We start from the raw sequence: 24,502 nt of genomic DNA on the forward strand, positions 1-24,502 counted from the left end.
GATTAACTTAACGCCGAACCCGCCCCGACAATTGCAACATTTTAGGTTTGTCGCTTTACTAAGATAATCAAATTTTTAATTATCAAAATAATTGGATCTAGAGCCACATTATCAAAACAACTTTTAACTTCTTAATTCTCACTTTTGAATTTTGACTTTTTACTTTTGAATTAATTAACGAAAGAGCGGGTTTATAAGATAATTTATAACCTGATTAACTTAACGCCGAACCCGCCCCGACAATTGCAACATTTTAGGTTTGTCGCTTTACTAAGATAATCAAATTTTTAATTATCAAAATAATTGGATCTAGAGCCACATTATCAAAACAACTTTTAACTTCTTAATTCTCACTTTTGAATTTTGACTTTTTACTTTTGAATTAATTAACGAAAGAGCGGGTTTATAAGATAATTTATAACCTGATTAACTTAACGCCGAACCCGCCCCGACAATTGCAACATTTTAGGTTTGTCGCTTTACTACTGCTATGTCAAGACTAAAATTGTGGGTTAGGAGCGAGCAACCTTGGAGACCTCTCCCCCAACCCCTCTCCTTGTAGGAGAGGGGTGAGTTACCCCCCCTTCCCTTGCAGGGAAGGGGGTTGGGGGGTTAGGTTTTTTAACCCACATTTTCAAGCTTGACACGACACTACGATAATCAACTTTTCAATTATCAAAATAATTTTGTCTAAAGCCACATTACAAAAAAACTTCTAACTTCTGACTTCATTAACGAGAGGCTCTTACTAACAATAATCCTGCCACTCCAAGACCGATAAAATTCGGTAGCCATCCAGCCAAAAAAGGAGTCAAAATTTCTTTTTGCCCCATTGCTCCTGTAATAAATGAAAGTAAATAATAGCCGAAAATAATTATTACACTAATACCAAAGCTAGTACCTCGATTCGCCCTTCTTTGTGGTCTAATTCCTAAAGCTGCTCCTACTAAACCCATTACTAAACACACAAATGGTAAAGCAAATTTTTGTTGAATTCTGACTTGAGTTTTAACAACTTTCCGATAATTTCCACTTAGTCGCATTAAGTCTAAATATTCATAAGATTGAGCAATATTCATTTGTTTGTAAGTACGTCTTTTACCTGCTAAATCTAAAGGAGCACTAGAAAGCTTTAATTTTTGATGGTCAAACTTGACAATATTACGATATGAACCATCTGGAGATACAAGATAAATTGTCCCATTAAATAAGTCCCAAATATTTTCTGCTGAATTCCAAGTTGCTGTTTCGGAGGAAACTATTTGGTCAACTCCATATTGGGAACGGTCCAAAATAGTTACGCCTTTCATATATTTACCATCAAACCTTTCGGCGTAGAATAAGCGGGTGAGTGTATCGTCTAGACTACCGTCTGGTTGCTCGACTTTCCCAAACTCTGGATAGAAAATATTTTTTTCTTTGAAAGGAGGATTGTCTTGCTCTAGAGTTTTTTCTAGGATAAGAGAGCTTTGATAGTTGGCATTAGGTACAATTACTTCATTAAGAGCAAAGCTGAAAGCAGTTACCGTCAGACTTAATATAACCGCAGGTATAACCATTCGATAGACACTAATACCACAGCTACGGAGGGCAACTATCTCACTATTGCCAGACATCTGACTGTAAACCATGAGGGTAGCAAGTACCATTGCCATTGGAAATGCCAAACCAATAAACTCTGGCATTTTGAGTAGAAATACTTGTATGGCAATAGAAACAGGTAGTCCAGATTCTGTCACTTTTCGGACTAACTCAAACATTGCCCCAACTGTTATGCCAATAGATGAAAATAATCCTACACCAAAGAGGAATGGCCCAATTAATTCTGCGGTCATGTAGCGGTCCATGACTGAAATTTTTGGTTCCAATCTTTGGAGGAAAAATAAGGACTTTGAGATACTACGCTCCATATATTTCAGATTTAAGGTCGAGTCTACAATTCAGAATTGAAAGCTAGGTTGGCTTTTAATTCTGCCCTGATGAAATAGATGTTTTTAGGATATTATTCAAGGTTAGCTTAATCTCCATCGTAAAGTTCTAAAACTGAGAAATTGCTGAGAGAAATTTGATTGTGGTTAACTGTATATGGGGATGATTAATATATACTGAAAACTTGTCATTGCGACGATAGGAAGCAATCTCGCACCACCCCTGAGATTGTTTACTTCCACTCCGTTCCAGTCGCAATGACCTACAATAGTTAATATTAGGATTAATATAATGCCTACCAAAGGAGCAATATGCTCCCACTGCCATTTTTCATAATGCAGCACCACGTTTATTCTTGCTCAATAGTATTAGTTTCAAAGTTAACTCCTTCGTATAAAACTTCAATGGCAGAAGTAAATTCAATACTTGATAATGTAATTGACTCTCCTTCTGTATATGCAGAATAATGCCAAATTTTCCCCTCGCCACGTTGATAAATTTCTACAGATATTGATTCTGAGTCTACTAAAACATATTCTTGCAAACTGGGAAACTGACGATAATATTTAAACTTATTGCCGCGATCGTATTTTTCTGTACTGGGAGAAAGAATTTCAATAATTACTGTAGGATGTTTGATAAAGTTCCGGGATTTTAAATCATCAGCATTGCAACTAATCACTATATCGGGATAAAAATAACGACTATTTTTAGCATCCTTAACTTTCACCTCCAACAGATTAATTCGAGAATTTTTTTGATTAACAGAGGGATATAAAGTTCTACATAAATTGAGAACAATATTATTATAAGGAAGACTTTCTCTTGTCATGGGTAAAATTTTTCCATCTACATATTCATGGCGAAATTCCTGTTTAGCTTCCCATTCCAGATATTCTTCAGGAGTCATTTTTTTATAATCTTGGGGTTGAGCAATCATTGTTTTATTCCAGTTAAATTAATTGTTTATATATTATCATTAAATATGCTATAATTGCTATTATTGTTATAATCTCTGTAAACAATTATCAAAAAAAAACATGGCTGAAATTACTATAGATGAAGCAAAATTGAAAGAATTGTTGAAAGTAGCGATTATTGAGTTACTGCAAGAACAAAAAGAGGAATTTTATGAGATTTTAGAAGATATTTTAATAAAAAATGCTATTCAAGAAGGTGAAAATACTGAAACAGTTAGTCGGGAACAAGTCTTCAAAATTCTCAAGAGAAAGCTATGAATGTTGAATTTAGAAAAAGTTTTGAAAAAGATTTACAAAAGATTCTTGATGCTGAGTTATTGACTAGAGTTCAAGAAATTATCGAGCAAGTTGAAAAAGTGGAAAATTTAACGAAAATTAGAAATATCAAAAAGTTAAAAGGTGAGGAAGGATACTATCGGATCAGAGTAGGAGATTATCGATTAGGTATTAAAGTTAATGATGGTATAGTCTCTTTCGTTAGGATACTTCACCGAAAAGAAATTTACAGATATTTTCCTTAGCTTTTCTAGAGCGATCGCTTTCTTCAAAATAGCTCGGTAATTAACAGAATCTATAATTTTTATAGAGGTCTAATACTTATATTTTTCCTATGTTCCTCAACTCGTTTAATTAGTTTTTTCAATTTGCCCCGATTAAATAAGATGTCTTAGAATATTATCTAAATAATTGACTTAATCTGAGTCCAATTTTAGGAGGAAATATGGAACCTATTACTATTTTAACGGCGCTAGCTGCTGTATTGGGGACAAAAGCTTTGGAAAAAACTGGGGAAAATATTGGGCAGGTGGTCTGGGATAAAAGTGCTAAGTTGATGAAATATCTGAAACAAGAATCTCCTGGTGCTATAGCTGCTATTGAACAAGCTTCAGAGCAACCTTTGGATTATGGCCAGGCAGTTTTGGAAATGCAGGAAGCAGCAGAAAATCCTGATGTGGCCCAGACAATACAGGAGTTAGCAGCGGCAGTAGAAGAAAATTCTCATCCAAAATTGACTGAGGTTGTGGCAGAAATTAGAGAAGCGTTAAAGTCTCACAAGTTGAAAAATGGGTGGTGGTGCATAGTAATGGTAAAGGAAGCAACGGGAGTGTTGGGAGATGGGGAGATGGGGAGATGGGGAGATGGGGAGATAGGCAGATAGATGGGGAGAAATTAAAAAATATATATCCTCACCATTACCATGCAGGACTACCTCTTTTTGTACTTAAGTGTGGTACTGAATACATTGTTTGATCTGAATTAAGCGGAAGTTGCGATCGCACAGTAGAGGGCAATTTCTGGGTCAATTTGACATTGATTAGTGGCGATAGTACGACACACTGCTACGCGATCGCAATGCTCTGGATCACAAAAAATGGCCAACCAAGGTAATATTAGGCCAAATTTGGGGTAATATCTGCTCCTTACTCTATAATTCTACACGCTTAGTGAGAATGAAACAGCCTTGCCTTTTCAAGGGGGGCAGGGAGGGATCGAAAATTGTACCTCACTAGCTTGGGAAATGTTATATCAATTATCAATTATCCATTATCCATTATTTACTTTGCTTTCACCAATTCCACAGGCAAGCGCTTCAACGAAAGTCGCTCATTTTCCACATCCACAAAAATAGTGTCACCATCATTAAATTCACTACGCAAAATACTCTTCGCAATTTGCGTTTCCAACTCTCGCTGAATTGCCCGCTTTAATGGACGAGCGCCATAAACCGGGTCATACCCAACATCTGCCAAAAAGTTAACAGCAGCATCAGCAAGCTTCAATGACATCTTACGTTCAGCTAACCGTTTCTCCAAACGTAAAACCTGCAACTGCACAATTTCTCGTAACTGCTCTTTCTGCAACCCATGGAAAATAATCGTTTCATCAATACGGTTGAGAAATTCTGGACGAAACGCCCCACGCAAAGCTTCCATTACCCGATGCTGCATTTGCTCATAGTCATCAGTAACATCCAAGATATACTGTGAACCGATATTACTTGTCATAATAATCACGCTATTCTTAAAATCAACCGTGTGACCTTGAGCATCAGTAACGCGACCATCATCCAATATTTGCAGCATAATATTAAACACATCCGGGTGCGCTTTCTCTATTTCATCAAACAAAATCACCGTATATGGACGACGACGAATAGCTTCAGTTAACTGACCGCCTTCATCATAACCCACATATCCAGGAGGTGCGCCAATTAAACGAGAGACAGCGTGTTTTTCCATATACTCAGACATATCTATACGCACTATTGCATCCGTGGTATCAAATAGATATGCCGCTAATGCTTTTCCTAATTCTGTTTTCCCCACACCAGTTGGACCCAGGAAAATAAAACTAGCAACTGGACGGTTGGGGTCTGCTAAACCTGCACGCGATCGCTGAATGGCATCAGCAACAGCAGTCACGGCTTCATCCTGACCAATAACTCGTTTATGCAACTCTTCTTCCAGATGCAGCAGTTTTTCTTTTTCCGACTCTACTAATTTACTGATAGGAATACCAGTCCACTTAGAAATAATCTCAGCAATATCAGCTTCGGTAACCTCTTCCCGCAGCAAAGTTTGACCGCTAGTTTGAGTTGCTTCTAGTTTTGCTTCTGCTTCCTCTACCTGTTTTTGCAAGTTAATCAATTTACCGTATTTCAACTCAGCAGCACGGTTGAGGTCATAATTTCGTTCTGCTTGCTGAATCTCAATATTGACTTTATCCATCTCTTCCTTGAAAGTCTGAATTTTGCCAATAATACCTTTTTCTGACTCCCACTGAGCATTAAGAGCGCGTTGCCCTTCTTTCAAGTTTGCTAAATCTTTTTCTAGTCTCTCTAACCTTTCTTTGGAAGCAGCATCACTTTCTTTTTGCAGTGATAATTTCTCCATTTCCAGTTGGAGAATTTTCCGATCAATTTCATCAAGTTCTTCTGGTTTAGAGGTAATTTCCATTTTCAGTTTAGCAGCAGCTTCATCCACCAAGTCGATCGCCTTATCTGGGAGGAAGCGATCGCTAATATATCGAGTAGACAATGTAGCAGCAGCAACTAAAGCACTATCGGAAATTTTTACACCATGATGTACCTCATAGCGTTCTTTGAGACCTCGTAAAATTGAGATAGTATCTGGTACGCTAGGTTGATCGACATAGACTTGTTGGAAACGACGTTCTAAGGCAGCATCTTTTTCGATGTATTTACGGTACTCATCCAGAGTTGTCGCGCCAATACATCTTAATTCTCCTCTAGCTAACATTGGTTTGAGTAAGTTACCTGCATCCATTGAACCTTGGGTTGCACCTGCTCCCACAACCGTGTGAATTTCATCTATAAATAAGATAATTTTACCGTCTGAGTCAGTAACTTCTTTGAGAACAGCTTTCAGACGTTCTTCAAATTCCCCTCTAAATTTAGCACCAGCAATTAAAGCACCCATATCTAGGGCGATGAGTTGGCGCTCTTTCAAAGACTGTGGAACATCTCCAGCGACGATCCGTTGTGCTAAACCTTCAGCGATCGCCGTTTTCCCAACTCCAGGTTCACCTATTAATACTGGATTATTTTTAGTACGACGACTGAGTATTTGAATAGTGCGTCGAATTTCGTCATCGCGCCCAATAACGGGGTCAAGTTTTCCTTCACGAGCAAATTCCGTGAGGTCGCGACCGTATTTTTCCAGCGCTTCATATTTACCTTCAGGATTTTTATCTGTTACTTTGTTATTACCTCTAACTTGGGAAATTATTTCTTTGAGCTTTGCTTCATCTAGTTTGAATTCTTTATAAAGATTTTTGCCAAAGCGATCGTCTTTTAGGTAGGCAAGTATCAGATGTTCGATAGAGATGTATTCGTCTGTGTATTCTTGGCGATATTTTTCAGCATTATCTAATAAAGTATCCAGACTACGACCTAAGTAAATATTATTGGGAGTATTTTTGACTTTTGCTTGACGGTTAATAAAGGTATCTGTATATTCTTGTACTTTAGAAATTGAAACCCCTGCTTTATTAAATAGACTTGTTGCCAGTCCATTTTGTTCTAACAAAGCTTTCATTAGGTGTTCGCTTTCAATTTGTTGATTTTGAGAAGTTTTAGCAATGTCAGGAGTACGAGATATTGCTTCCCAAGCTTTTTCTGTAAATTGGTTAGGATTATTTGGCTGCATAATTTTTTTGTTTTCTTTATTTTTTGTCTATATGTTTTTATTTAATTTTAACTTGTAGCTCTTGCAAAAGTTTTAATTAATAAATTCAAGATCTGAAATTAACAATTCCCTATTCCCTATATAATTACCCTTTCTGGAAACCAAACAGTAAATGTCGAACCTTTTCCAGACTTACTTTTTACAGCAATTTCCGCACCCATTCTCTCACATAAACGTTGACATATTGCTAATCCTAAGCCAGTACCACCATATCTACGAGTAGTAGAAGCATCTGCTTGAGTAAAAGGTTTAAATATATGTTTTAACTGTTCTTCTGTCATACCAATACCAGTATCAATTACCCGAAAAACTATATAATTTTGTTCATTATTTAATAATCCTGAATTTTGATTTTGATGATTTTTGGATTTGCTATTTTTGACTTTTTCGACACTGAGTGTAATTACACCATCTGCTGTAAATTTAGCTGCATTACCCAGTAAATTTATCAGTACCTGTCTCACTTTTGGCATATCTGCATACATATTACCTAGATTTTTTCCTAAAACTAATTTGAATTTATTGCGGTTTTTTTCAGTAAGATTTTTGGCTGTACCAACCACATCTTCAACTAGCTTTTTAACCTCAATACTTTCTAAATAAAGTGTAACTTGACCTGCTTCTATTTTAGAAATATCTAAGATATCACTAATCATTTCTAGGAGGTGTGTACCTGCTAGCTTAATTCTTTCTAGATCGGAGACAAAATCTTCATATCCTGCTTCCACAGCATCTTCATAAAGAAGATCGCTATAACCAATAATTGCATTTAGGGGTGTACGTAGTTCGTGACTCATAGTAGCTAGAAAAGCACTTTTAGAACGGTTTGCTGCTTCTGCTTTAAGTTTAGCTTCCTGCAGTTTGTCTGTGTATTCTGCTACCTTACCAATTAACTCATTCAGAGATACTGTTAATTCTCCTATTTCATCATCTGTGGTTACAGGAAGTTGGAGTTCAAAGTTAGCTTCTTCTGTAACTTGTTCGGCAACTTTGGTTATTACTTTTAAGGGACTTGCGATTGACTTACTAGTATGGATAGCTATCATTACTCCGGTTATTACTGACAGTAGTAGGCTACCTATTAATATTTGTATTCCTAATTCTTCTACTTTTTGGTAATCTTTAAATCCTTGTTCTACTCTCTGATGAGCTACTATAGCTAATTGTTCTGAATCTTGTGATAACTTTTCTAGTTTTATAGCAATTTCACTATTAGTAATTTTACTCAGTGATGGAAGTGATGAAGTTTCTACTTTTGTTTGAGGTGGTATCTGTTTAATTTCTTGAATTAAACTTTCTAATTGCTGAACATGAACTTCTAGGGGATTAACATAGGTTTGGATAAATTCTTGAAGCTGAACATAATCTGTGTTTTTATTTGCACTTTTATCCCCAATTTCTAGGATTGATTCTAGTTGTTTAACAATTGTATTAACTTCATAAAAACTTGATAATTTTAGGGATATTTTTTTTTCTAAAATTGCCCGGTTATTGATTAAGCTAGGCAACTCTTTTTGCAGGATACTAACTTTTAATACTTTTTTTGTAAGATTTGTCAGTAAGTCTACTTGTTCTTGAGCTTGTTCTATCTTTTCTCTAATTTGATGTTTATAATTTAACTCTAATATTCGGCCTGTCAAAACTCCTAAAGTCGCAATACTGATTGCCAGAGCATAGCCAAATCCTATTTTTTTTCTGATTCCTATGCTACTCAGCAAATGTTTTGATCCGGTTTTTTGCCGGAGCATAGACTGTTTTCTTGATATGGAAGTTAATGACATCTGCTCTGGTATTCCTTGGCCCTAATCATATAGGTATATTTTATTCTAATCTAATATTCAAAACGGCCTTATTCGTAGAAATTATTTGATTACTTCCAAAGGTTAATACTGATAGACCATAATTTTTTTCTTTACCATGAGATGCACTTTTTTGCAAGAAATTTACTACTCTAGTTTTCAGGAGTAAGTATCAATCCCTCAACCCTGGATAATTGTAGAAAAAAAATCACTTTCTAATGAAATTTTTTTGTTGTCATACCACCCAGAGATATTTTAACTATCTAGAATATATGAATATATAATGAGAAGCTGTTAACTTCATTTAACTATGAAGCTAATGGCTAAGGGCTGAGGGCTGAATTCTGAATTTGATTATCTCAACCTTGGTTGAAGACCCCCGCTATCCATCCCCCCTAACCCCACGAGTGAAAGCTATCCCTGATAAGGAACTCCTAAAATCCTTTGATGATAGGGAGATGGGGAGGTGGGGGGAGTTTAGCCTCTAATTAAATACGTTTACTCTCCCCAAATATTCCTTGAATGTTAATAAACATAACCTTTTTCTAATGTCTAAGTTTTATGTTAAGAAATATGTTTATAAAGCATAGCTTTGAAAGGGAGGGAGGGGAGCGACGCAATTGGAAAACCACAACATTGATTGGTTTTCCCAATAGTGTGCTATAGTAGTTAAATTAAGGCTGCTGGGCTAGCATTGTAAGTTTGTAGAGCGACCTTAAGAGCAAAAAGAGGCTTGCAAGGGAGGCAGATGCTGTGTTTCGCAGATCGAATTGAATTGCGCATCCTCTGCAATAGGCAACACAAAGCCCTAATCAGCGATGATTAGGAATAGTTTTGTCCCAGGGGCGCAAGGTTGGAATGATGTCAATGGTAAATGATAATCACCTTTTTGAGAGCTAGATATTCGGTATAATAATTTTAGTTTGAGTTAGATTAAAGTTAATTTAGCATTTTTACATAAATAATTCTTTTTCCTGAACTAATTTTTTGTTGATTTTTGGCAAAACTTAAATAGATATAATTCCTCTGGTAGTTCAGATGCTACATCCAGCTCAACACTTTTAGGCACAAATAAAACCATACCAAATTCACATTTTTCAGTTACACATTTATCTGGTCGTGCAGTGATTCGATAATCACTATTTTCAGTGGGAGTAAAAGAAATTACTGGAATGCCATCTTCTTTTTCATGATTGGCTATTTTTTCACCTTGTTCATTTTTAAGGGTTAAATTTAAGTCAGTACAATTATCATCACATACTCCAAGAATAGTATAAGATACATCAGAAGATAATTTGGCTGTAAATGGTACTTCTACTCTCTCTTTAACCTTTCCAATTAGTGGCCAAAATACTAATTTTTTACCAGCTTTTTCTTGTACCTCTACTGCCTCTTTCAATTTACAGATTACTTGTTCTTGTTCGAGACTAAGTTCTATGCTGGCAGCAGTTGCCACAATTGCACCACCTAATATCAAACCAATTCCACCTAAAACTAATTTTTTGGTATCCATTGATTTACCCAAGGAAAAATTTTTAGTCAACTACAGTCAGGAGTCTAACATAACAATAGGGAATAGGGAATAGGGAGTATGGAGAGAGGGAGGAGTTTGGGGAGTGTGGGGAGAGGGAGGAGATAACCAACAATTAATTATTAATTATTAGACATCTCCAAAAATAAAAAGTAAAGTCAATTATTATCCATAAATTATCAATTACTCCTCCCTATTCCCAGTTCCCAGTTAAGTGTTATCTCTTTTCTGGAGATGTCTATTAATTATTAATTATTAATTATTACCTCTCCTTGAAAACGGATAGGATTGACTAATCATGAAAATTTTTTCTTCTCAAGGGGAGATTGGATATGGCGAGGTTTCCCGCTCTTGCAGATCCGCTCCGCTTTTCATGTTGCAAAGCGAAACGCCATCCCATCCTACGGAATGCTCTGCAAACGACCGTTTGTTTATCCTTTAAAGGAGAGGTTTATAAGTAGATAGGCATAAATAAAGATTAAAATAAAAAATATGAAAAAGAAGCTATAATCGGATTGCCAAGATGTTTTCACTGCGTGTGAATTTTCATTGCTATTGTACCAATAATTCAGCCCACCTACTTAATATTTATCCTGTCAACTGAAGTAAGAAGTACTGATAACTGTTAACTGATAACTCAACAGGCTCTATTTAGTTTCCATCCAATTTTTACCTCCATGAATATCTACTATTAGGGGTACTTTTAAATTTACGGCATTTTCCATTGTAAATTTAATTACTTGTTGCAATTCTTCTGACTCTAATGGTGGTACTTCAAATACTAATTCATCATGTACTTGTAACAATAATTTTGTCTGATAATTTGTCAATATTTTATTCAATTTAATCATAGCTATTTTAATAATATCTGCACTTGAACCTTGAATAGGTGAGTTAGCTGCTGCTCTTAGAATTTGAGCATCATTTTGACTTAGTTTTAATTCTCGTAAATTAATTTCTTTTAGTTGTTTGCCTTTTAAATCCCGGAGAGTTTTAGATTCAAATTCAAAATAACGTCGTCTACCTAATATTGTTTCTACATAACCTTTAGCAATGGCTTGTTTTTTCAGCCTTTCTAAATAGGCAAAGACTTGGGAATATTGTTGTTTATATCTTTCTAAAAATTGTTTACTTTCTTTGACTGTTATTTTGACAGACCTTGCTAATTTTTGCGCTCCCATTCCGTAGATTACGCCAAAGTTTATTGTTTTGCCTACTCGTCTTTCTTCTGGTGAAATTTCTGCTTTTTCAAATAAAAGTTTGGCTGTGACAGTATGTACATCTTGATTATTTTGATAGGCTTCTATTAATACTGGTTCTTGACTTAAATGTGCTAAGATTCTTAATTCAATTTGGGAATAATCTGCTGCGACTAATAACCAATCTTTTTTTGGCAGAAATGCTTGACGAATTTGCCGAGAAAATTCTGTACCTATGGGAATATTTTGTAAGTTTGGTTCGGAGGAGGATAAACGTCCTGTATCTGTTTGAGTTTGATTAAAGTTTGTATGTACTCTTTGAGTGTCTGAACGAACTAACTTCGGTATTGCTTCGACATAAGTGGAAAAGAGTTTGTATAAGGTTCGGTGATTTAATATTTCATCAATGATTGGGTGATGTTCGGGTTCTGTTTGTAATTTTTCTAGGACTACTACATCTGTAGAGTAGCCAGTTTTTAGTCGGCGAGATTTTTTCTTATTTTGATGGAGTATTTCAAACAGGAGTTCGCTTAATTGAGATGGGGAGTTGAGGTTTAATAAGTCTCTAGTTTCTGCTCGATCTATCTGGTTTTCAAGAGTTGCTAAATTTTCTCTTTGGTCTTTTGATAATTTGCTGATGTATGCTTTGAGTATGGGGCTGGATATTGCTTTTTTTAATTCTTGTTGATTGGTAAATGAATTGGGGTCTATCTTATGAATTTCTGTTTGGAGATGTTCTTGTAAAATTCGACTATCTACAGTTTGACAAGCTCTTTTTTCAATTTCCTCTAAATCTTGTTTCAGTTGGATTGAGAATTTTTTGAGATATTCAATATCAATCCTAATTCCCTGAAATTCCATTTTGGCTAAAACAGATTCTAAAGGTTGTTCTACATCTACTAATAATTTGTACAAAGATTTCTCAGGAGGTTGATTTTTATCCCTATCTTTTTGTAATTGACTTGATAATTTTTTCAGAGATTCAATATCAATCTTAATTCCCTGGAATTCCATTTCGGCTAAGACAGCTTCTAAAGGTTGTTCTACATCTACTAATAATTTGTACAAAGATTTCTCAGCAGATTGATTTTTCTGTCCATCTTTTTGTAATTGACTTGATAATTTTTTCAGAGATTCAATATCAATCCTAATTCCCTGAAATTCCATTTCGGCTAAGACAGCTTCTAATGGTTGTTCTAAATCCACTAATAATCTCTGCAAAGATTTCTCAGAAACTTGATTTTTCTGTCCATCTTTTTGTAGTTGAAGTGATAATTTTTTCAGAGATTCAATATCAATCTTAATTCCCTGAAATTCCATTTCTGCTAAAACAGCTTCTAAAGGTTGTTCTACATCCACTAATAATTTGTACAAAGATTTCTCAACAGATTGATTTTTATCGGCTTTTTCTAATTCTGCTCTTAATTTTTCTACTAACTGAAATGTGACAAAAACTTGAGTACCACAATAGTCAGCCACTTTGAGAATATCTAGGTCAGCAATAGTTTGATTTTTAGAGACCACATCGTTATAACTCTGTAAATTTATCCCCTTATTTGTGAGGTATCTAATATATATTTCTTCCAGACTATGTTTTGCTCCAGGATTTAAAACATAACTTGCTAACATTGTGTCAAAAACAACTCCAGCTAGTTTAATTCCTTGACAGCGAAAGACTAATCTATCAAACTTAGCATTCTGAAAAACTTTCGGATGTTCGGCACTTTCCAAAACAGGTTTTAAAGCCTCCAATAATGTAACCTTATCCAAATTTTTACCAATTTTATGTCCGGTAGGAATATAGGCAACATCTTCTATATTTTTTCCCCAACAACAACCTACTCCAACTAACTCTGCATCTCTCGGTTCTAAAGATGTTGTTTCCGTATCCCAAGCAACGGGAGTCTGAGAATTTTTCTGTTCTTTTAAAATATTTACTAACTCCTTTAACTTTTCTCGAGTATCAATAATTTGAGGCTTAATTTCTGATTTTGTTGAAATTTCCTGTTGAGCAACCTTTGTATCTTCTGCGCTGAAAAACCAATCATCACTTCCTACTTCAACTAAACTATTTGTAGATTTTTCTTGCTCCTGACTTTCCGACTCTTCTGACAAAGACTTAATCCCCACCAACCCATTAAACTGCTGTTCTAAATTTGGAATTTGATTCAGGAAATGTTGTAATTCCAGCCTTTGCAAAACAGGTTCAATTTCTGAACGAGAAAATCTTTTTACCTGACAATCTTCTATGTCAATATTTAACGGAACATTTACTTCAATTTTTGCCATAAACTGAGAATGCTCCGCCTCAGCCTTTCCTACTACTAACTTTTTCTGATTTGCACCTTTAATTTTATCCAGAGAAGCATAAATTTCTGCCAAACAACCATATTCATTCAACAACTTAACAGCAGTTTTTTCCCCAATCCCTCTAACGCCAGGAATATTGTCAGACTTATCTCCACAAAGAGCTTTATAATCAACAACTTGATTCGGAAAAATACCCAACTTCTCCTTAACTTCTTCAGAAAAAAATTCTTTAGGTGTACTACCTTTACCCGCAGCTAAATGTAAAACACTAATCCCTTTTTCTACATCTATTAATTGAAATAAATCTTGGTCTCCCGAAAGAATCTTTACCCCAAAGCCAGCAGCACTAGCTTTTTGCGCTAAAGTTCCCAATATATCATCAGCTTCATAACCAGGAGCAGTAATAACTGTTAAATTAAAAGCTCTTAAAAGCTCTTGCAAATTTTCTAAGTCAGTAATTAAATCTTCTGGTGGCTCTGGTCGATCTGCCTTATAATTCTCGTCAGCTTTATGGCGAAATGTAGGTTCTCCTAAATCAAAGGCGATCGCTAAATATTCTGGTTTTTGGGTCTCTATTACTTCTAGTAAAGATTTCAGGAAGCCAAAACAGACGCTTGTGGGAATACCTGTAGAAGTTTTCAAGCCTCCACTACGACTTTTGGCAAAAGCGTAGTAGGAACGAAAGGCGAGAGAATGACCATCAATTAAAAGGGTAGTAGGAGGGTTAGCAGACATTTGACATTGATATTTCTAGATGTTGTTTTATTTTAGCTGCTAGGTAAGAATAGAGATTGGGGTATGTTTATTTTCCAAGGCTGGCTTTTCTATTTGCTGGAAATACTACCTATATATCTAGATTTAGCAATATAGTTTTGTGGTGAGATTTCTTTTTTTTCAATTGAGATTCCTTTGCCAAGTAGTTAGTAGCTCAGGTAAATTCAGGAAATTTTCCCCAGCTTTGCTGTTCCACCCATCGGAAAATATTACCTATATCTATATCTGCAACGTTATAGTTTTTTGGTGAGATTTCTGTTTTTGAATTGAGATTTTTCCGGAAAGCAGGTAGTAGGTCAGGTCTGGTCGGTGAATTTTCAGAAGCTTGCCTTTCTCTCCGGCGAAAAATATTTCCCATATCTATAACGTTATAGTTTTGTGGTGAGATTTCTGTTTTTGAATTGAGATTTTTCCGGAAAGCAGGTAGTAGGTCAGGTCTGGTCGGTGAATTTTCAGAAGCTTGCCTTTCTCTCCGGCGAAAAATATTTCCCATATCTGTAACGTTATAGTTTTTTGTTGAGATTTCTGTTTTTGAATTGAGATTCCTTTGCCAAGTAGTTAGTAGCTCAGGTAAATTCAGGAAATTTTCCCCAGCTTTGCTGTTCCACCCATCGGAAAATATTACCTATATCTATATCTGCAACGTTATAGTTTTTTGGTGAGATTTCTGTTTTTGAATTGAGATTTTTTCAGAAAGTAGTTAGTAGGTCTGGTCTGGTCGCTCAATTTTGAGAAGGTTGACTTTTCCTGGAAGTGGGAAAATATTATCTATATCTGTAACGCTATAGTTTTTTGATGAGATTTCTCCAGGAAGTAGGTAGTAGGTCTGGTCAGGAAAATTTCCCCCAGTTTTGTCTTTCCCTCTAGCGGAAAATCTTTAGCTAATTTCTAGCGCTCAGAAGACTAATATGGCATTTTGGTGACTTTAAAGTCAAAATGGAAGTAATTGTTGATTAGTTTTGATTAGAAAATCATACTAACTCCAAAAAAATAAAACTTTCCCTAATCCCATACCACTAACTACTAAGTATTTTTCTAATGTGGATGAAATAAACCAATACTATAAAATTCTAGAACTTGAACCTGGTGCTTCTCTAGAAGAAGTAAAAGAAGCTTACCGAGATTTAGCTTTTGTCTGGCATCCAGATCGCTTTATCCATAATACTCGTCTACAAGCAAGAGCTACTGTTCGTCTGAAAGAGATTAATGAAGCTTACCGCAAATTGCGGTATTTTTTGAGTAATTCTCAACAGCAAGTTGCTCCAACAAGACCAACTCCCGATCAAACACAACCAACACCACGTCGCCCTCCAACTTCTCCTTACCCTTCCACTCCTCCTCAGTCTTCTCAAAGACCACGAAATTACAACACAGATCGTGGTTTTCAGGAGGTCTATGTTCAGACATCTACTCGTCAGACAAATTCAACAACTTCTGATATTCCTTGGGGTAGCTTGATTAGTACTTTCCTTTTTTATGCTATGACTGCCTGGGTGTTAATTATTTCTAAGGCTCCTGTCTGGAGTTGGGCCGTAGTTGAAGGTGTGGCATGGATGGGAATGACTGTTTTAGCAATTGAGGGGTCAAGTTCCCAGAGGTGTTGGGCGATCGCCATGTTGGGTGCTGGTGGTGGAGCGGGTTGGATAGCTGGAAATTATGTAGGGGGTGTAATAACTGCTTTTGCATGGGGTATGGTGGGGTGTAGTCTGGGGGTAATTAGTGGTACTGAACCAAAGGCAAGAACTGTTGCTGCTGTAGTAACTATTGGTGGAGTAATTGCTTTGGTGGGATTTTTGGCTGGCAATGGGGCAGAAAATATATTGCTGGTTGTAGTGGGTTCAATTGTTTGGGCTGCTGGTGGATTTGTTTTTGGAACAATAGTTGATGCTGTAATTGCTTCAAAGACTGGTACTGGTGTTGGTAGTATGTTGGGCTTTATTTTGGGGTCTTGGGTTGGAGCTTGGTCTGCTGCTTGGAATTCTACTCGGTCTAAGACTGTGGCGATCGCTTTGGTTGGTGCTGGACCTGATATTATTATTGGGTCATGGGTAGTTCTTGGTATTGTGTCTGGAGTAATTGCTCAAATGGTGGCTGGAGAAAAGTTGATAGAGTTGTTTAATGGCTTTTTGACTTTTTTGATTTTGGCTATTATTTCTGGGTTAGGTTTGGGTTTTGGTTGGTGGCTTTCAACGAGTCTAATGTAATTGGAATTTATAATTTATAATTTATAATTTGGAATTTATAATTTGGAATTCATGAAAGTGCTTTTTTGTAATAAGTTCATAAGTAAAATTAATTACACATCCTATTGACTCTCTGTTCTCACACTTCCCACGCTTCCCACGCTTCCCACACACTTTCTCTCAACTCAAATTTTAAATTAACTTTTTTCCTTCTTTTAATAACTGTTCAAATTTGGATTTAGGTAATGGTGCGCTGAATAAATAACCTTGCATTTCGTCACATTTATGTTTCCGAAGAAAGTCTAACTCTGCTTGGGTTTCTACTCCTTCGGCAACTACTCTTAGACTTAAACTATGAGCCATTTGAATAATTGCAATTGTAATTGCTTCTGTTTTGCTATCTGCAGTTATATTACGAATAAAACTTCTGTCTATTTTAATCACATCAAATGGAAATTCTCTGAGATAACTTAAGGATGAATATCCTGTACCAAAATCATCTATTGATATTTTAATTCCAAACTTTTGCCATGACTTCATCATTCTACTTGCAGCTTTTTCATTTTGCATAACTAAGCTTTCTGTGACTTCTAATTCTAGGTAATTAGGTTCTAAGTCTATTTCCTGGACTATTTTAATAATTCGTTCTTGTAAATTTTTCTGAATAAATTGACGTCTAGATAAGTTAACTGCGATTTGGAATGGGAAAAAACCCGCTTCTTGCCAGATTTTTGTTTGATTACAAGCAGTACGCAATACCCATTCTCCTATAGAAATAATCAACCCTGTTTCTTCTGCTAAGGGAATAAATTCTGCTGGTGAAACCAAACCTTTTTCTGGATGATGCCAACGAATTAAAGCCTCTGCTCCAGTAATTTTACCAGTCCTAAGATTAACTTTTGGCTGATAATAAACTTGAAATTCTGAGCGTTTTAAAGCATTACGCAAATTCGTTTCTAAAGCTAGTTGTTCTAGAGAAATCACAACTGCTTCTGACTTATGTAATTGATAATTATTTCCCCCCTTTTGTTGAGCATGATACATTGCTGCATTAGCATTTTTTAGCAGTTCATCAACTTCTATGTCATCTAATGGATAAAATGTAATTCCTATACTGGCAGTTATATAAATTTCATACCCTTCTAAAACCATTGGTTGAGAGATTACATCTAAGATAGATTGAGCTACATCAATAGCATCTTCCTTTTGTTCTACTGGTTTAAGAATCATGGCAAATTCAGCAGCTTCTAAACGAGCTAACATATCAATACCAGTTATCGATTCCTTAAGCCTTTTCGCCATATTACATAGTACCAATTCTCCATTTTTACTCCCCAATGTTACTTTGATTCTATTAATTCGATCTAAACTAATATAAAAGATAGGTATTTTGGGAAAATTTTGATATTTGTGAGATTCATTGACATTACATAAATCTCCTAAACTAGCTTGATTTTTATGGGATAAAATTTCATTTAGTCTGGATCTAAATAAAGAACGATTTGGTAAGAGAGTTATTGGGTCATAGTGATGTCTTTGCAGAGCTATTTCAATTGTTAAATGTAAGTTTCTTTCTTCAAAGGGTTTTACAATATAACCAAAAGGATTTGTTGCTTTTACTCTTTGTAGGGTTTGATTATCGGTGTAAGCTGTCAAAAATATTATGGGTATTTGTAAGCTTGATTGAATTTGTTCTGCTGCTGTTACTCCATCCATTTCTCCTTGTAACATTACATCCATTAATATTAGATTTGGTTGCTTTTCTGCTGCCATTGAAATTGCTTCTTCGCCGGAAGAAACAATATCAACAACTGCATAACCCATGGTTCTGAGACTATCTGCTAAATCTTCAGCAATAATACTTTCGTCTTCAACAATCATAATCTTTAATTTTGACATTATTTATTCGCCTCTATAATTGATGACTATTTACACTATAAAATTTTATTTTAAAAACTGTTCCTACTTCATTAACTCTCTCAATTTCTCCTTTAAGTTGTCTTACTAATGAGCAAACTAAACGTAATCCTAAAGAACCAGAATTTTGATAGTCTAAATCTTCTGGAAAACCAATGCCATTATCACCAACTTGGAGAATAAATTTATTTTTATTATTCTGCTCGTAATTGAAATCTATATAAATATCTCCTACAGATTCTTCTGGAAAAGCATATTTGAGAGAATTAGAAACAAGCTCATTAATTATTAAACCACAGGGTACTACGGTGTCAATATTTAAGAAAACAGGAACTATTTTGACATTTAATTTCACGCCTCTTGCTTTGACTTCATAAGCTTGGAAGATGTGAGAAGCTAGGTTGCGAATATATTCACTAAAATCAATTCTGGATAAATCTTTTGATTGATAGAGATGTTCATGAACCAGAGCCATTGATCTAACTCTGTTTTGACTCTCTTTTAGCATTTCCATAACATTTTCATCTTGAATATATCTAGACTGTAATCTCAACAAACTAGAAATTACTTGTAGATTATTCTTAACCCGATGATGAATTTCTTTTAATAGTACCTCTTTCTCTGCTAAAGATGCTTTTATTTGTTCCTCATTTCGTTTCCGCTCCGTAATATCACGAATTACAGCTTGGATAACTCTATTTTTGAATAACTTTTTCTCTCCATTTACTTCATAGGTTTCTCCTACCCTCATTGCAGTCAACAAAACTTCTACTGGAAATTCTGAATTATCTGTTCTCTTGACGATCCACTCAAAATGATTATTACCTTTGCATATTGCTTGGACTATTTTTGTTTTAAGTAACTGCTGTGATGGTTGCTGATTTTGTTGATATTCTGGATAAAAATCTGTTAGTTTTCTAGTTAAAAATTCTTCTTTTTGATTCAAACCTAACATGGTTAAAGTAGCACTATTACAGTCAATAAACCCTTTTTTATCTAGTAGAATTACAGCATCACTTGTTGCTTCATAAAGACTACGAAATTTTCTTTCAGATTCTTTGAGTGAGGTAATTAATTTTATGTTCATTGCCTCTGCTTGTTTCCGATCGCTAATATCTATTCCGACTGAAACTACTGCTTTTCCTCGGTCATATTTCTGAACTACAATCAGGTAATTTTTTACAGTACCATTCACTTTAGTTTCAACTTCCTGAGAGATTTGTTGTTCTGAGCTAGCAAAAAATTCATTAATAGATTTAACGAAACCTGAACTACTTCCAAGAAAACCTATTTCTTGACCAATAAATGTTTCTGGGAGTAAATTAAAACTACTTGCTAGTTTCTTGTTTACCCCTATATATCGTAAGTCTGAACTAATCCAAGAAATGAACCAAGGTACAGCATCTAACACTGCTTGTAGCTGGTCTTTAGCTTTTTGGAGAGCTTCTTCTGATTTTTTGCGTTCAGTTATATCTGTAGCAGTACCAATAACACCTTCGAAATTTCCAAATTTATCTTTTAAAGTAATCGCATTAAAGTTAAGATACACAGGTTTTCCATCTTGGCGTTTATGAATTGTTTCCCACTGTAAACTAGAACAATTATCTCGATCAAAGATTGGTATTTGTAGGATATTTATTGCTTCTGGTTCTGGTGTAATTTTTTCGACTTCTTGTTGATAAATAAAATCTGTTAGGAAACGACCTATTATTTCGGCTGGTTCATAACCATAAATGTGTTTAACTGCTTGATTAACAAAAGTAAAACGCCCCTGAGTATCCAGAGACCAAATTAAATTTTGGGAAGTTTCTACCAGATGCCTATATTTTTTCTCACTTTCTGCTAATGCTTGTTCTACTCGTTTTCGTTCTAGAGCATTAATAAACATTTCTCCCATAATTCTTAACAGAGCAATAATATCTTCTGACCAGTTTTTTTCTTCTCTAACTGAGTCGAAACCTAAAAATCCGATAGAAATGCCACAATATGCCATTGGTACAACAATTAAAGATTTTATGGATTGGGAGCGCAAAAATTTTTTAGTCATGCATTTTTCTTTTGACAGTTTAGCTGTACTGGGAATATAAATTGTTTCTAGCTTCTGTATTTGTTCTTCCCATTCTCCTAATGCTCTGATTGGTATTTGTTTTCTTTGTTGAATTTGTGGTTTAATTCCCGTGGCACACCACTCGTAATTATTGTTGATATAGTTACCTGTTTCATCCAATAAAAATACATAGCTACGATCGACTCCGCTAAAGGTTCCTATCCATTCCAGGGCTACTTGAATACCTTGATCGATTTCGTCAGGAGCTAAATTAATAAAGTGGGTTGATAGAGTTGTAATTAATTCTTCAAAATTTAGTCTATATAGTAGTTCTTCTCTCGCTTGCTTGTGTCTGACAATTTCGTCTATAAGTTCTTCATTTGATGCTCTTACAGCAGATGTTCTTTCCTCAACTTTTCCTTCTAGTTCTTGTTGAGTTTTATGGAGTTCTAATTTGGTTATTTTGCTGGCTGTGATATCAATATTAATTCCTCTTAATCCTTCTATTTTACCGGTTTCTGAAATTTGGGGAATTACTCTGGTTTCATATCCGATATCTTCTGCTTCCCAAAACCATTTAACTTGATTCCCTGCCATTGCCAAGTCGATTTTATCCAATATTTCTTGATTGTTTCTGTATAGATAAAAAATTGAATATCCCACTAATTTCTCTGTTTTTCTTCGTACTTGTTGGGGTTGACCCTTGACAAAAGTAAATATACCTTTGCTATCTACTTCCCAAATAATTATAGATGTTTGATTAATTATTGTTTGTAAACGTACTTCACTTTTTTTGAGAGCATTTTTAGTGCACTGATGTTCTGCTTTCTCTTTTTTTAACTCTTCTGTCAACTGAGCTAAATTTTGCTCTAATTTTTTCACAACGCTATACATAATTGACATTAATTTTAGGGAAGGACAATATCTATAAAAAATAACTTAAAATAGCATAACTATAAATATTTAATTTTAAGCTTTCTTGATTTAGCTTCAAATTAAAGTCTTTATTCTCAATATACTAAGCTATATATTAGCAAGCTATATTTATTCTATAATATAGCTTTTATTAAATTCGTGAAGTACACAAGTTTTTAATTTTAGGAAATAGCTTAACTAGAAACAGGGAATAGAAAAGACAAAAATACTATATCTAATAAATATCAGAACCACTAATTAGCCTAAAGACAAAAATACTATATCTAATAAATATCAGAACCACTAATTAGCCTGGTGTAATTAAATGTTATTATGTCCGAAGCGACTGGAAGGGAGTGGAAGGAAATAATCTCAAGGGTTGAGGCTGCATAAACATTTTGTTACATATTCATATTGAGGTTTATTTACGCCTACCTAACTTATATAAATTTTTTAGTCCTTCATTACTCTCCTATAGTTCTCTGTCAAGATTAATTTCAGGCATAAACCATGAAATTTTCTCCCTTGTCTACGTTTCCCTATTGATCTTCCTTAGTCTTGTCTCAACCCATCATTTCAAAATTAACAGATCAATAGACTAAGGCTGCGGTATTCAGAATATTAAAATATGTAATAATCGGGCAAATATTATCTAAAATCTAATCAACAACTCATATTGGAAAAAACGTTTAAAAATTGTCAGTAATTATATTACTCTAAAAGAATTGCCTAATCTAAACCAACAAGTCCAAATAGACAATGACAAAAAAATTAGGTCAATAGCCTATCCTTTGAAGAGGATGAAAAAAATCAACTTCAGTATTTCAAGCATAGGACTTCAGTCGGAGGTACTGATAACTGATAACTGATAACTGAAATGACCTTACCGGAATCAAGCAGAGTAAAGTTTACTGATGATATAAATATCTTTGGCATTTTGAATGGAATGTGGCAAGTATCAGGTGCTCATGGGCGTATCTATCCAAAAGCTGCTATTCAAAGTATGTTTAATTATATGGATATAGGTTTTACTACTTGGGATTTAGCAGACCATTATGGCCCAGCGGAGGATTTCATCGGAGAATTTAGACAACAATTACATAGATAATAGGGGAGTAGAGTATTTATCTAACTTACAAGCTTTGACAAAGTGGGTGCCAAGACCCATAAAAATACCGAAAAAGTTAGTTGAGAAAAATATTGATATTTCCCGCAAAAGAATGAATGTGGATACTTTGGATTTAATTCAATTTCATTGCTGGGAATATCAAAATAAAAATTATTTAGATGCTCTTAATTATATGGCGGAGTTGCAGTCGGAGGGAAAAATTAAGCATCTCGCTTTAACTAATTTTGATACTGAACATCTGAAGATTATTGTTGAGAGTGGAATTAAAATAGTTTCTAATCAAGTTCAATTTTCTTTAGTATTCCGTCGTCCTTTGGTAAAAATGGTACAGTTTTGTCAAAAGCATAATATTAAACTTTTGCCTTATGGTAGATTATGTGGTGGTTTATTGTCAGAAAAATATTTAGATTCCCCAGAATCTCAAAATAGAAACCTTGATACTGTTAGTTTGAGAAAGTACAAAAATATGATTGATATGTGGGGAGGTTGGAGTCTATTTCAAAAATTATTAAATCTGCTCAAAAAAATTGCTGATAAGTATAAAGTGAGTATCTCAAATGTGGCAGTTCGGTATGTTTTAGAACAGCCAACTGTAGCAGGTGCAATTGTCGGAGCAAGGCTGAGTATTTCAGAAATTTTTCAAGATAATTATCGAATTTTTGATTTTAATTTAGATGTAGAGGATTATCGACAAATTAATGATTTAACTGGAGAATCACGGGATTTGTTTAAGTTAATTGGTTACTGTGGTGATGAATATCGAAATAATGGATAATTGATAATGAATAATGGATAGGCGCGCCAGTAGTGGACATAGAAAGCTAAAATAGTGCATTAGATTTGCCATTGTAGCTGGAGAAAGTTATCTCTTAAAAATTTATTATTGCAACATTTAAGATGAAACAGTCTAGTACTGAAATAGCCTTTTTATATTTGCTTTTTTAGCTTGCTTGATAGTCAACAATAATACTCATAAAAGGATTGAAAAATATGTCTGATTCATTTACTTCAGAAATTAGCGATCGCATTTGTTCTCACATGAATGAAGATCATCAAGATGCGGTACTTTTGTATGCTAAAAAATTTGGTAGTTCCCCCAATGCTACAACAGCAAAAATGCTTTCTATTGACGCTCTAGGTATGAACTTAACTGCTGAAGTTAGTGGGGAAAGTTTACCTATAAGAATTGAATTTGACCATACTTTAAAGGATGCTGAAGATGCTCATTATACTCTTATTGATATGGTCAAACTAGCTCGTACTCAAAAATAAAACATCAGTAGTATACAAAACTCAAAAGTCAATAATTAAAAGTAGGATAGTGTTTGCTAAAGATTTTAAGAGATTAGGATTTTAGGTAATTATTTCACATAATTGGCATCAAAACTATTTATGGCATTATTTAAGTGAATGGTATGACTCTTCTGCTCTAGGATGGTTTGATGGAGGAGTAACTCACTCCTAGTTGAGTATTTCCAGATTCTGGAAACTCTACTATTGCGTATAGAGTAATAGTGATGAATAATTTTTTGATTTTGAATTAATAAATTAACTTCTCTTTATTTATCTAGAGCGATCGCT

16 protein-coding genes and 1 pseudogene are annotated in these 24,502 nt (G+C 34.7%); 6 read left to right on the forward strand and 11 right to left on the reverse strand.

Translation table 11 applies throughout. The annotated features are described in order from the left end of the window. Window positions 1-731 precede the first annotated feature (731 nt). The 3 genes from ACP6PM_RS02250 to ACP6PM_RS02260 all read right to left on the reverse strand — a co-directional run bounded on the left by ACP6PM_RS02250 (window position 732) and on the right by ACP6PM_RS02260 (window position 2,869). Complete coding sequence (locus ACP6PM_RS02250) at window positions 732-1,910, reverse strand: LptF/LptG family permease (RefSeq protein ID WP_426581454.1); 1,179 nt, start codon at window positions 1,908-1,910, stop codon at window positions 732-734. Window positions 1,911-2,037: 127 nt separating this feature from the next. Then, window positions 2,038-2,256: a hypothetical protein gene (locus ACP6PM_RS02255; RefSeq protein ID WP_426581456.1), complete on the reverse strand. Its 219-nt coding sequence runs from the start codon at window positions 2,254-2,256 to the stop codon at window positions 2,038-2,040. Between the two features lie 22 nt (window positions 2,257-2,278). Next, on the reverse strand, window positions 2,279-2,869 hold the full coding sequence (locus ACP6PM_RS02260; RefSeq protein ID WP_426581457.1) for a Uma2 family endonuclease: 591 nt from the start codon (window positions 2,867-2,869) through the stop codon (window positions 2,279-2,281). Between the two features lie 100 nt (window positions 2,870-2,969). Here ACP6PM_RS02260 and ACP6PM_RS02265 point away from each other — a divergent pair, with 100 nt between their 5' ends. The 3 genes from ACP6PM_RS02265 (at window position 2,970) to ACP6PM_RS02275 (ending at window position 4,068) form a co-directional block, all read left to right on the forward strand. Next, window positions 2,970-3,167: a hypothetical protein gene (locus ACP6PM_RS02265; protein WP_426581459.1), complete on the forward strand. Its 198-nt coding sequence runs from the start codon at window positions 2,970-2,972 to the stop codon at window positions 3,165-3,167. Next, complete coding sequence (locus ACP6PM_RS02270; protein ID WP_426581461.1) at window positions 3,164-3,430, forward strand: type II toxin-antitoxin system RelE family toxin; 267 nt, start codon at window positions 3,164-3,166, stop codon at window positions 3,428-3,430. Before ACP6PM_RS02265 ends, ACP6PM_RS02270 begins: the two co-directional genes overlap by 4 nt. Before the next feature lie 200 nt (window positions 3,431-3,630). Further along, window positions 3,631-4,068 carry a hypothetical protein gene (locus ACP6PM_RS02275; RefSeq protein ID WP_426581463.1) on the forward strand — a complete coding sequence of 146 codons (438 nt, stop codon included), beginning with the start codon at window positions 3,631-3,633 and terminating at the stop codon, window positions 4,066-4,068. Window positions 4,069-4,166: 98 nt separating this feature from the next. On the opposite strand, the gene ACP6PM_RS02280 is transcribed toward ACP6PM_RS02275, so the two are convergent. The 6 genes from ACP6PM_RS02280 to ACP6PM_RS02305 form a co-directional block, all read right to left on the reverse strand. Further along, window positions 4,167-4,289: a hypothetical protein gene (locus tag ACP6PM_RS02280; RefSeq protein WP_426581465.1), complete on the reverse strand. Its 123-nt coding sequence runs from the start codon at window positions 4,287-4,289 to the stop codon at window positions 4,167-4,169. Window positions 4,290-4,465: 176 nt separating this feature from the next. Then, window positions 4,466-7,078: an ATP-dependent chaperone ClpB gene (clpB, locus tag ACP6PM_RS02285; protein WP_426581466.1), complete on the reverse strand. Its 2,613-nt coding sequence runs from the start codon at window positions 7,076-7,078 to the stop codon at window positions 4,466-4,468. 116 nt (window positions 7,079-7,194) lie between these two features. Continuing rightward, complete coding sequence (locus tag ACP6PM_RS02290; protein WP_426581468.1) at window positions 7,195-8,865, reverse strand: sensor histidine kinase; 1,671 nt, start codon at window positions 8,863-8,865, stop codon at window positions 7,195-7,197. 1,030 nt (window positions 8,866-9,895) lie between these two features. Continuing rightward, window positions 9,896-10,429, reverse strand: coding sequence for a hypothetical protein (locus tag ACP6PM_RS02295; protein ID WP_426581470.1), 534 nt, complete (start codon window positions 10,427-10,429; stop codon window positions 9,896-9,898). Between the two features lie 665 nt (window positions 10,430-11,094). Beyond that, the gene (locus ACP6PM_RS02300) at window positions 11,095-14,691 is read right to left on the reverse strand and encodes a DNA polymerase (RefSeq protein ID WP_426581472.1); all 3,597 of its coding nucleotides are present in this window, start codon (window positions 14,689-14,691) and stop codon (window positions 11,095-11,097) included. 193 nt (window positions 14,692-14,884) lie between these two features. Further along, a complete protein-coding gene (locus tag ACP6PM_RS02305) occupies window positions 14,885-15,223 on the reverse strand; it encodes a hypothetical protein (protein WP_426581474.1) in 339 nt (112 codons plus the stop codon). 547 nt (window positions 15,224-15,770) lie between these two features. Here ACP6PM_RS02305 and ACP6PM_RS02310 point away from each other — a divergent pair. Next, window positions 15,771-16,934 (forward strand): J domain-containing protein, encoded by a 1,164-nt coding sequence (locus ACP6PM_RS02310; RefSeq protein ID WP_426581476.1) that lies wholly within the window; start codon window positions 15,771-15,773, stop codon window positions 16,932-16,934. Between the two features lie 171 nt (window positions 16,935-17,105). Here the strand turns inward: ACP6PM_RS02310 and ACP6PM_RS02315 are convergent, their stop codons facing one another. Next, window positions 17,106-18,812 carry a putative bifunctional diguanylate cyclase/phosphodiesterase gene (locus tag ACP6PM_RS02315; RefSeq protein ID WP_426581478.1) on the reverse strand — a complete coding sequence of 569 codons (1,707 nt, stop codon included), beginning with the start codon at window positions 18,810-18,812 and terminating at the stop codon, window positions 17,106-17,108. A gap of 13 nt (window positions 18,813-18,825) precedes the next feature. Further along, window positions 18,826-21,780 carry a PAS domain S-box protein gene (locus ACP6PM_RS02320; RefSeq protein WP_426581480.1) on the reverse strand — a complete coding sequence of 985 codons (2,955 nt, stop codon included), beginning with the start codon at window positions 21,778-21,780 and terminating at the stop codon, window positions 18,826-18,828. An 889-nt stretch (window positions 21,781-22,669) separates the two neighbouring features. On the opposite strand from ACP6PM_RS02320, the pseudogene ACP6PM_RS02325 reads away from it, so the two are divergent. Then, window positions 22,670-23,696 (forward strand): annotated as a pseudogene (locus ACP6PM_RS02325) (aldo/keto reductase). 215 nt (window positions 23,697-23,911) lie between these two features. Then, the gene (locus tag ACP6PM_RS02330) at window positions 23,912-24,193 is read left to right on the forward strand and encodes a DUF2470 domain-containing protein (RefSeq protein ID WP_426581482.1); all 282 of its coding nucleotides are present in this window, start codon (window positions 23,912-23,914) and stop codon (window positions 24,191-24,193) included. Window positions 24,194-24,502 lie beyond the last annotated feature (309 nt).

Origin of the sequence: Dapis brunnea BLCC-M229 (assembly GCF_050015995.1) — a bacterium.
Lineage (GTDB): Bacteria > Cyanobacteriota > Cyanobacteriia > Cyanobacteriales > Microcoleaceae > Trichodesmium.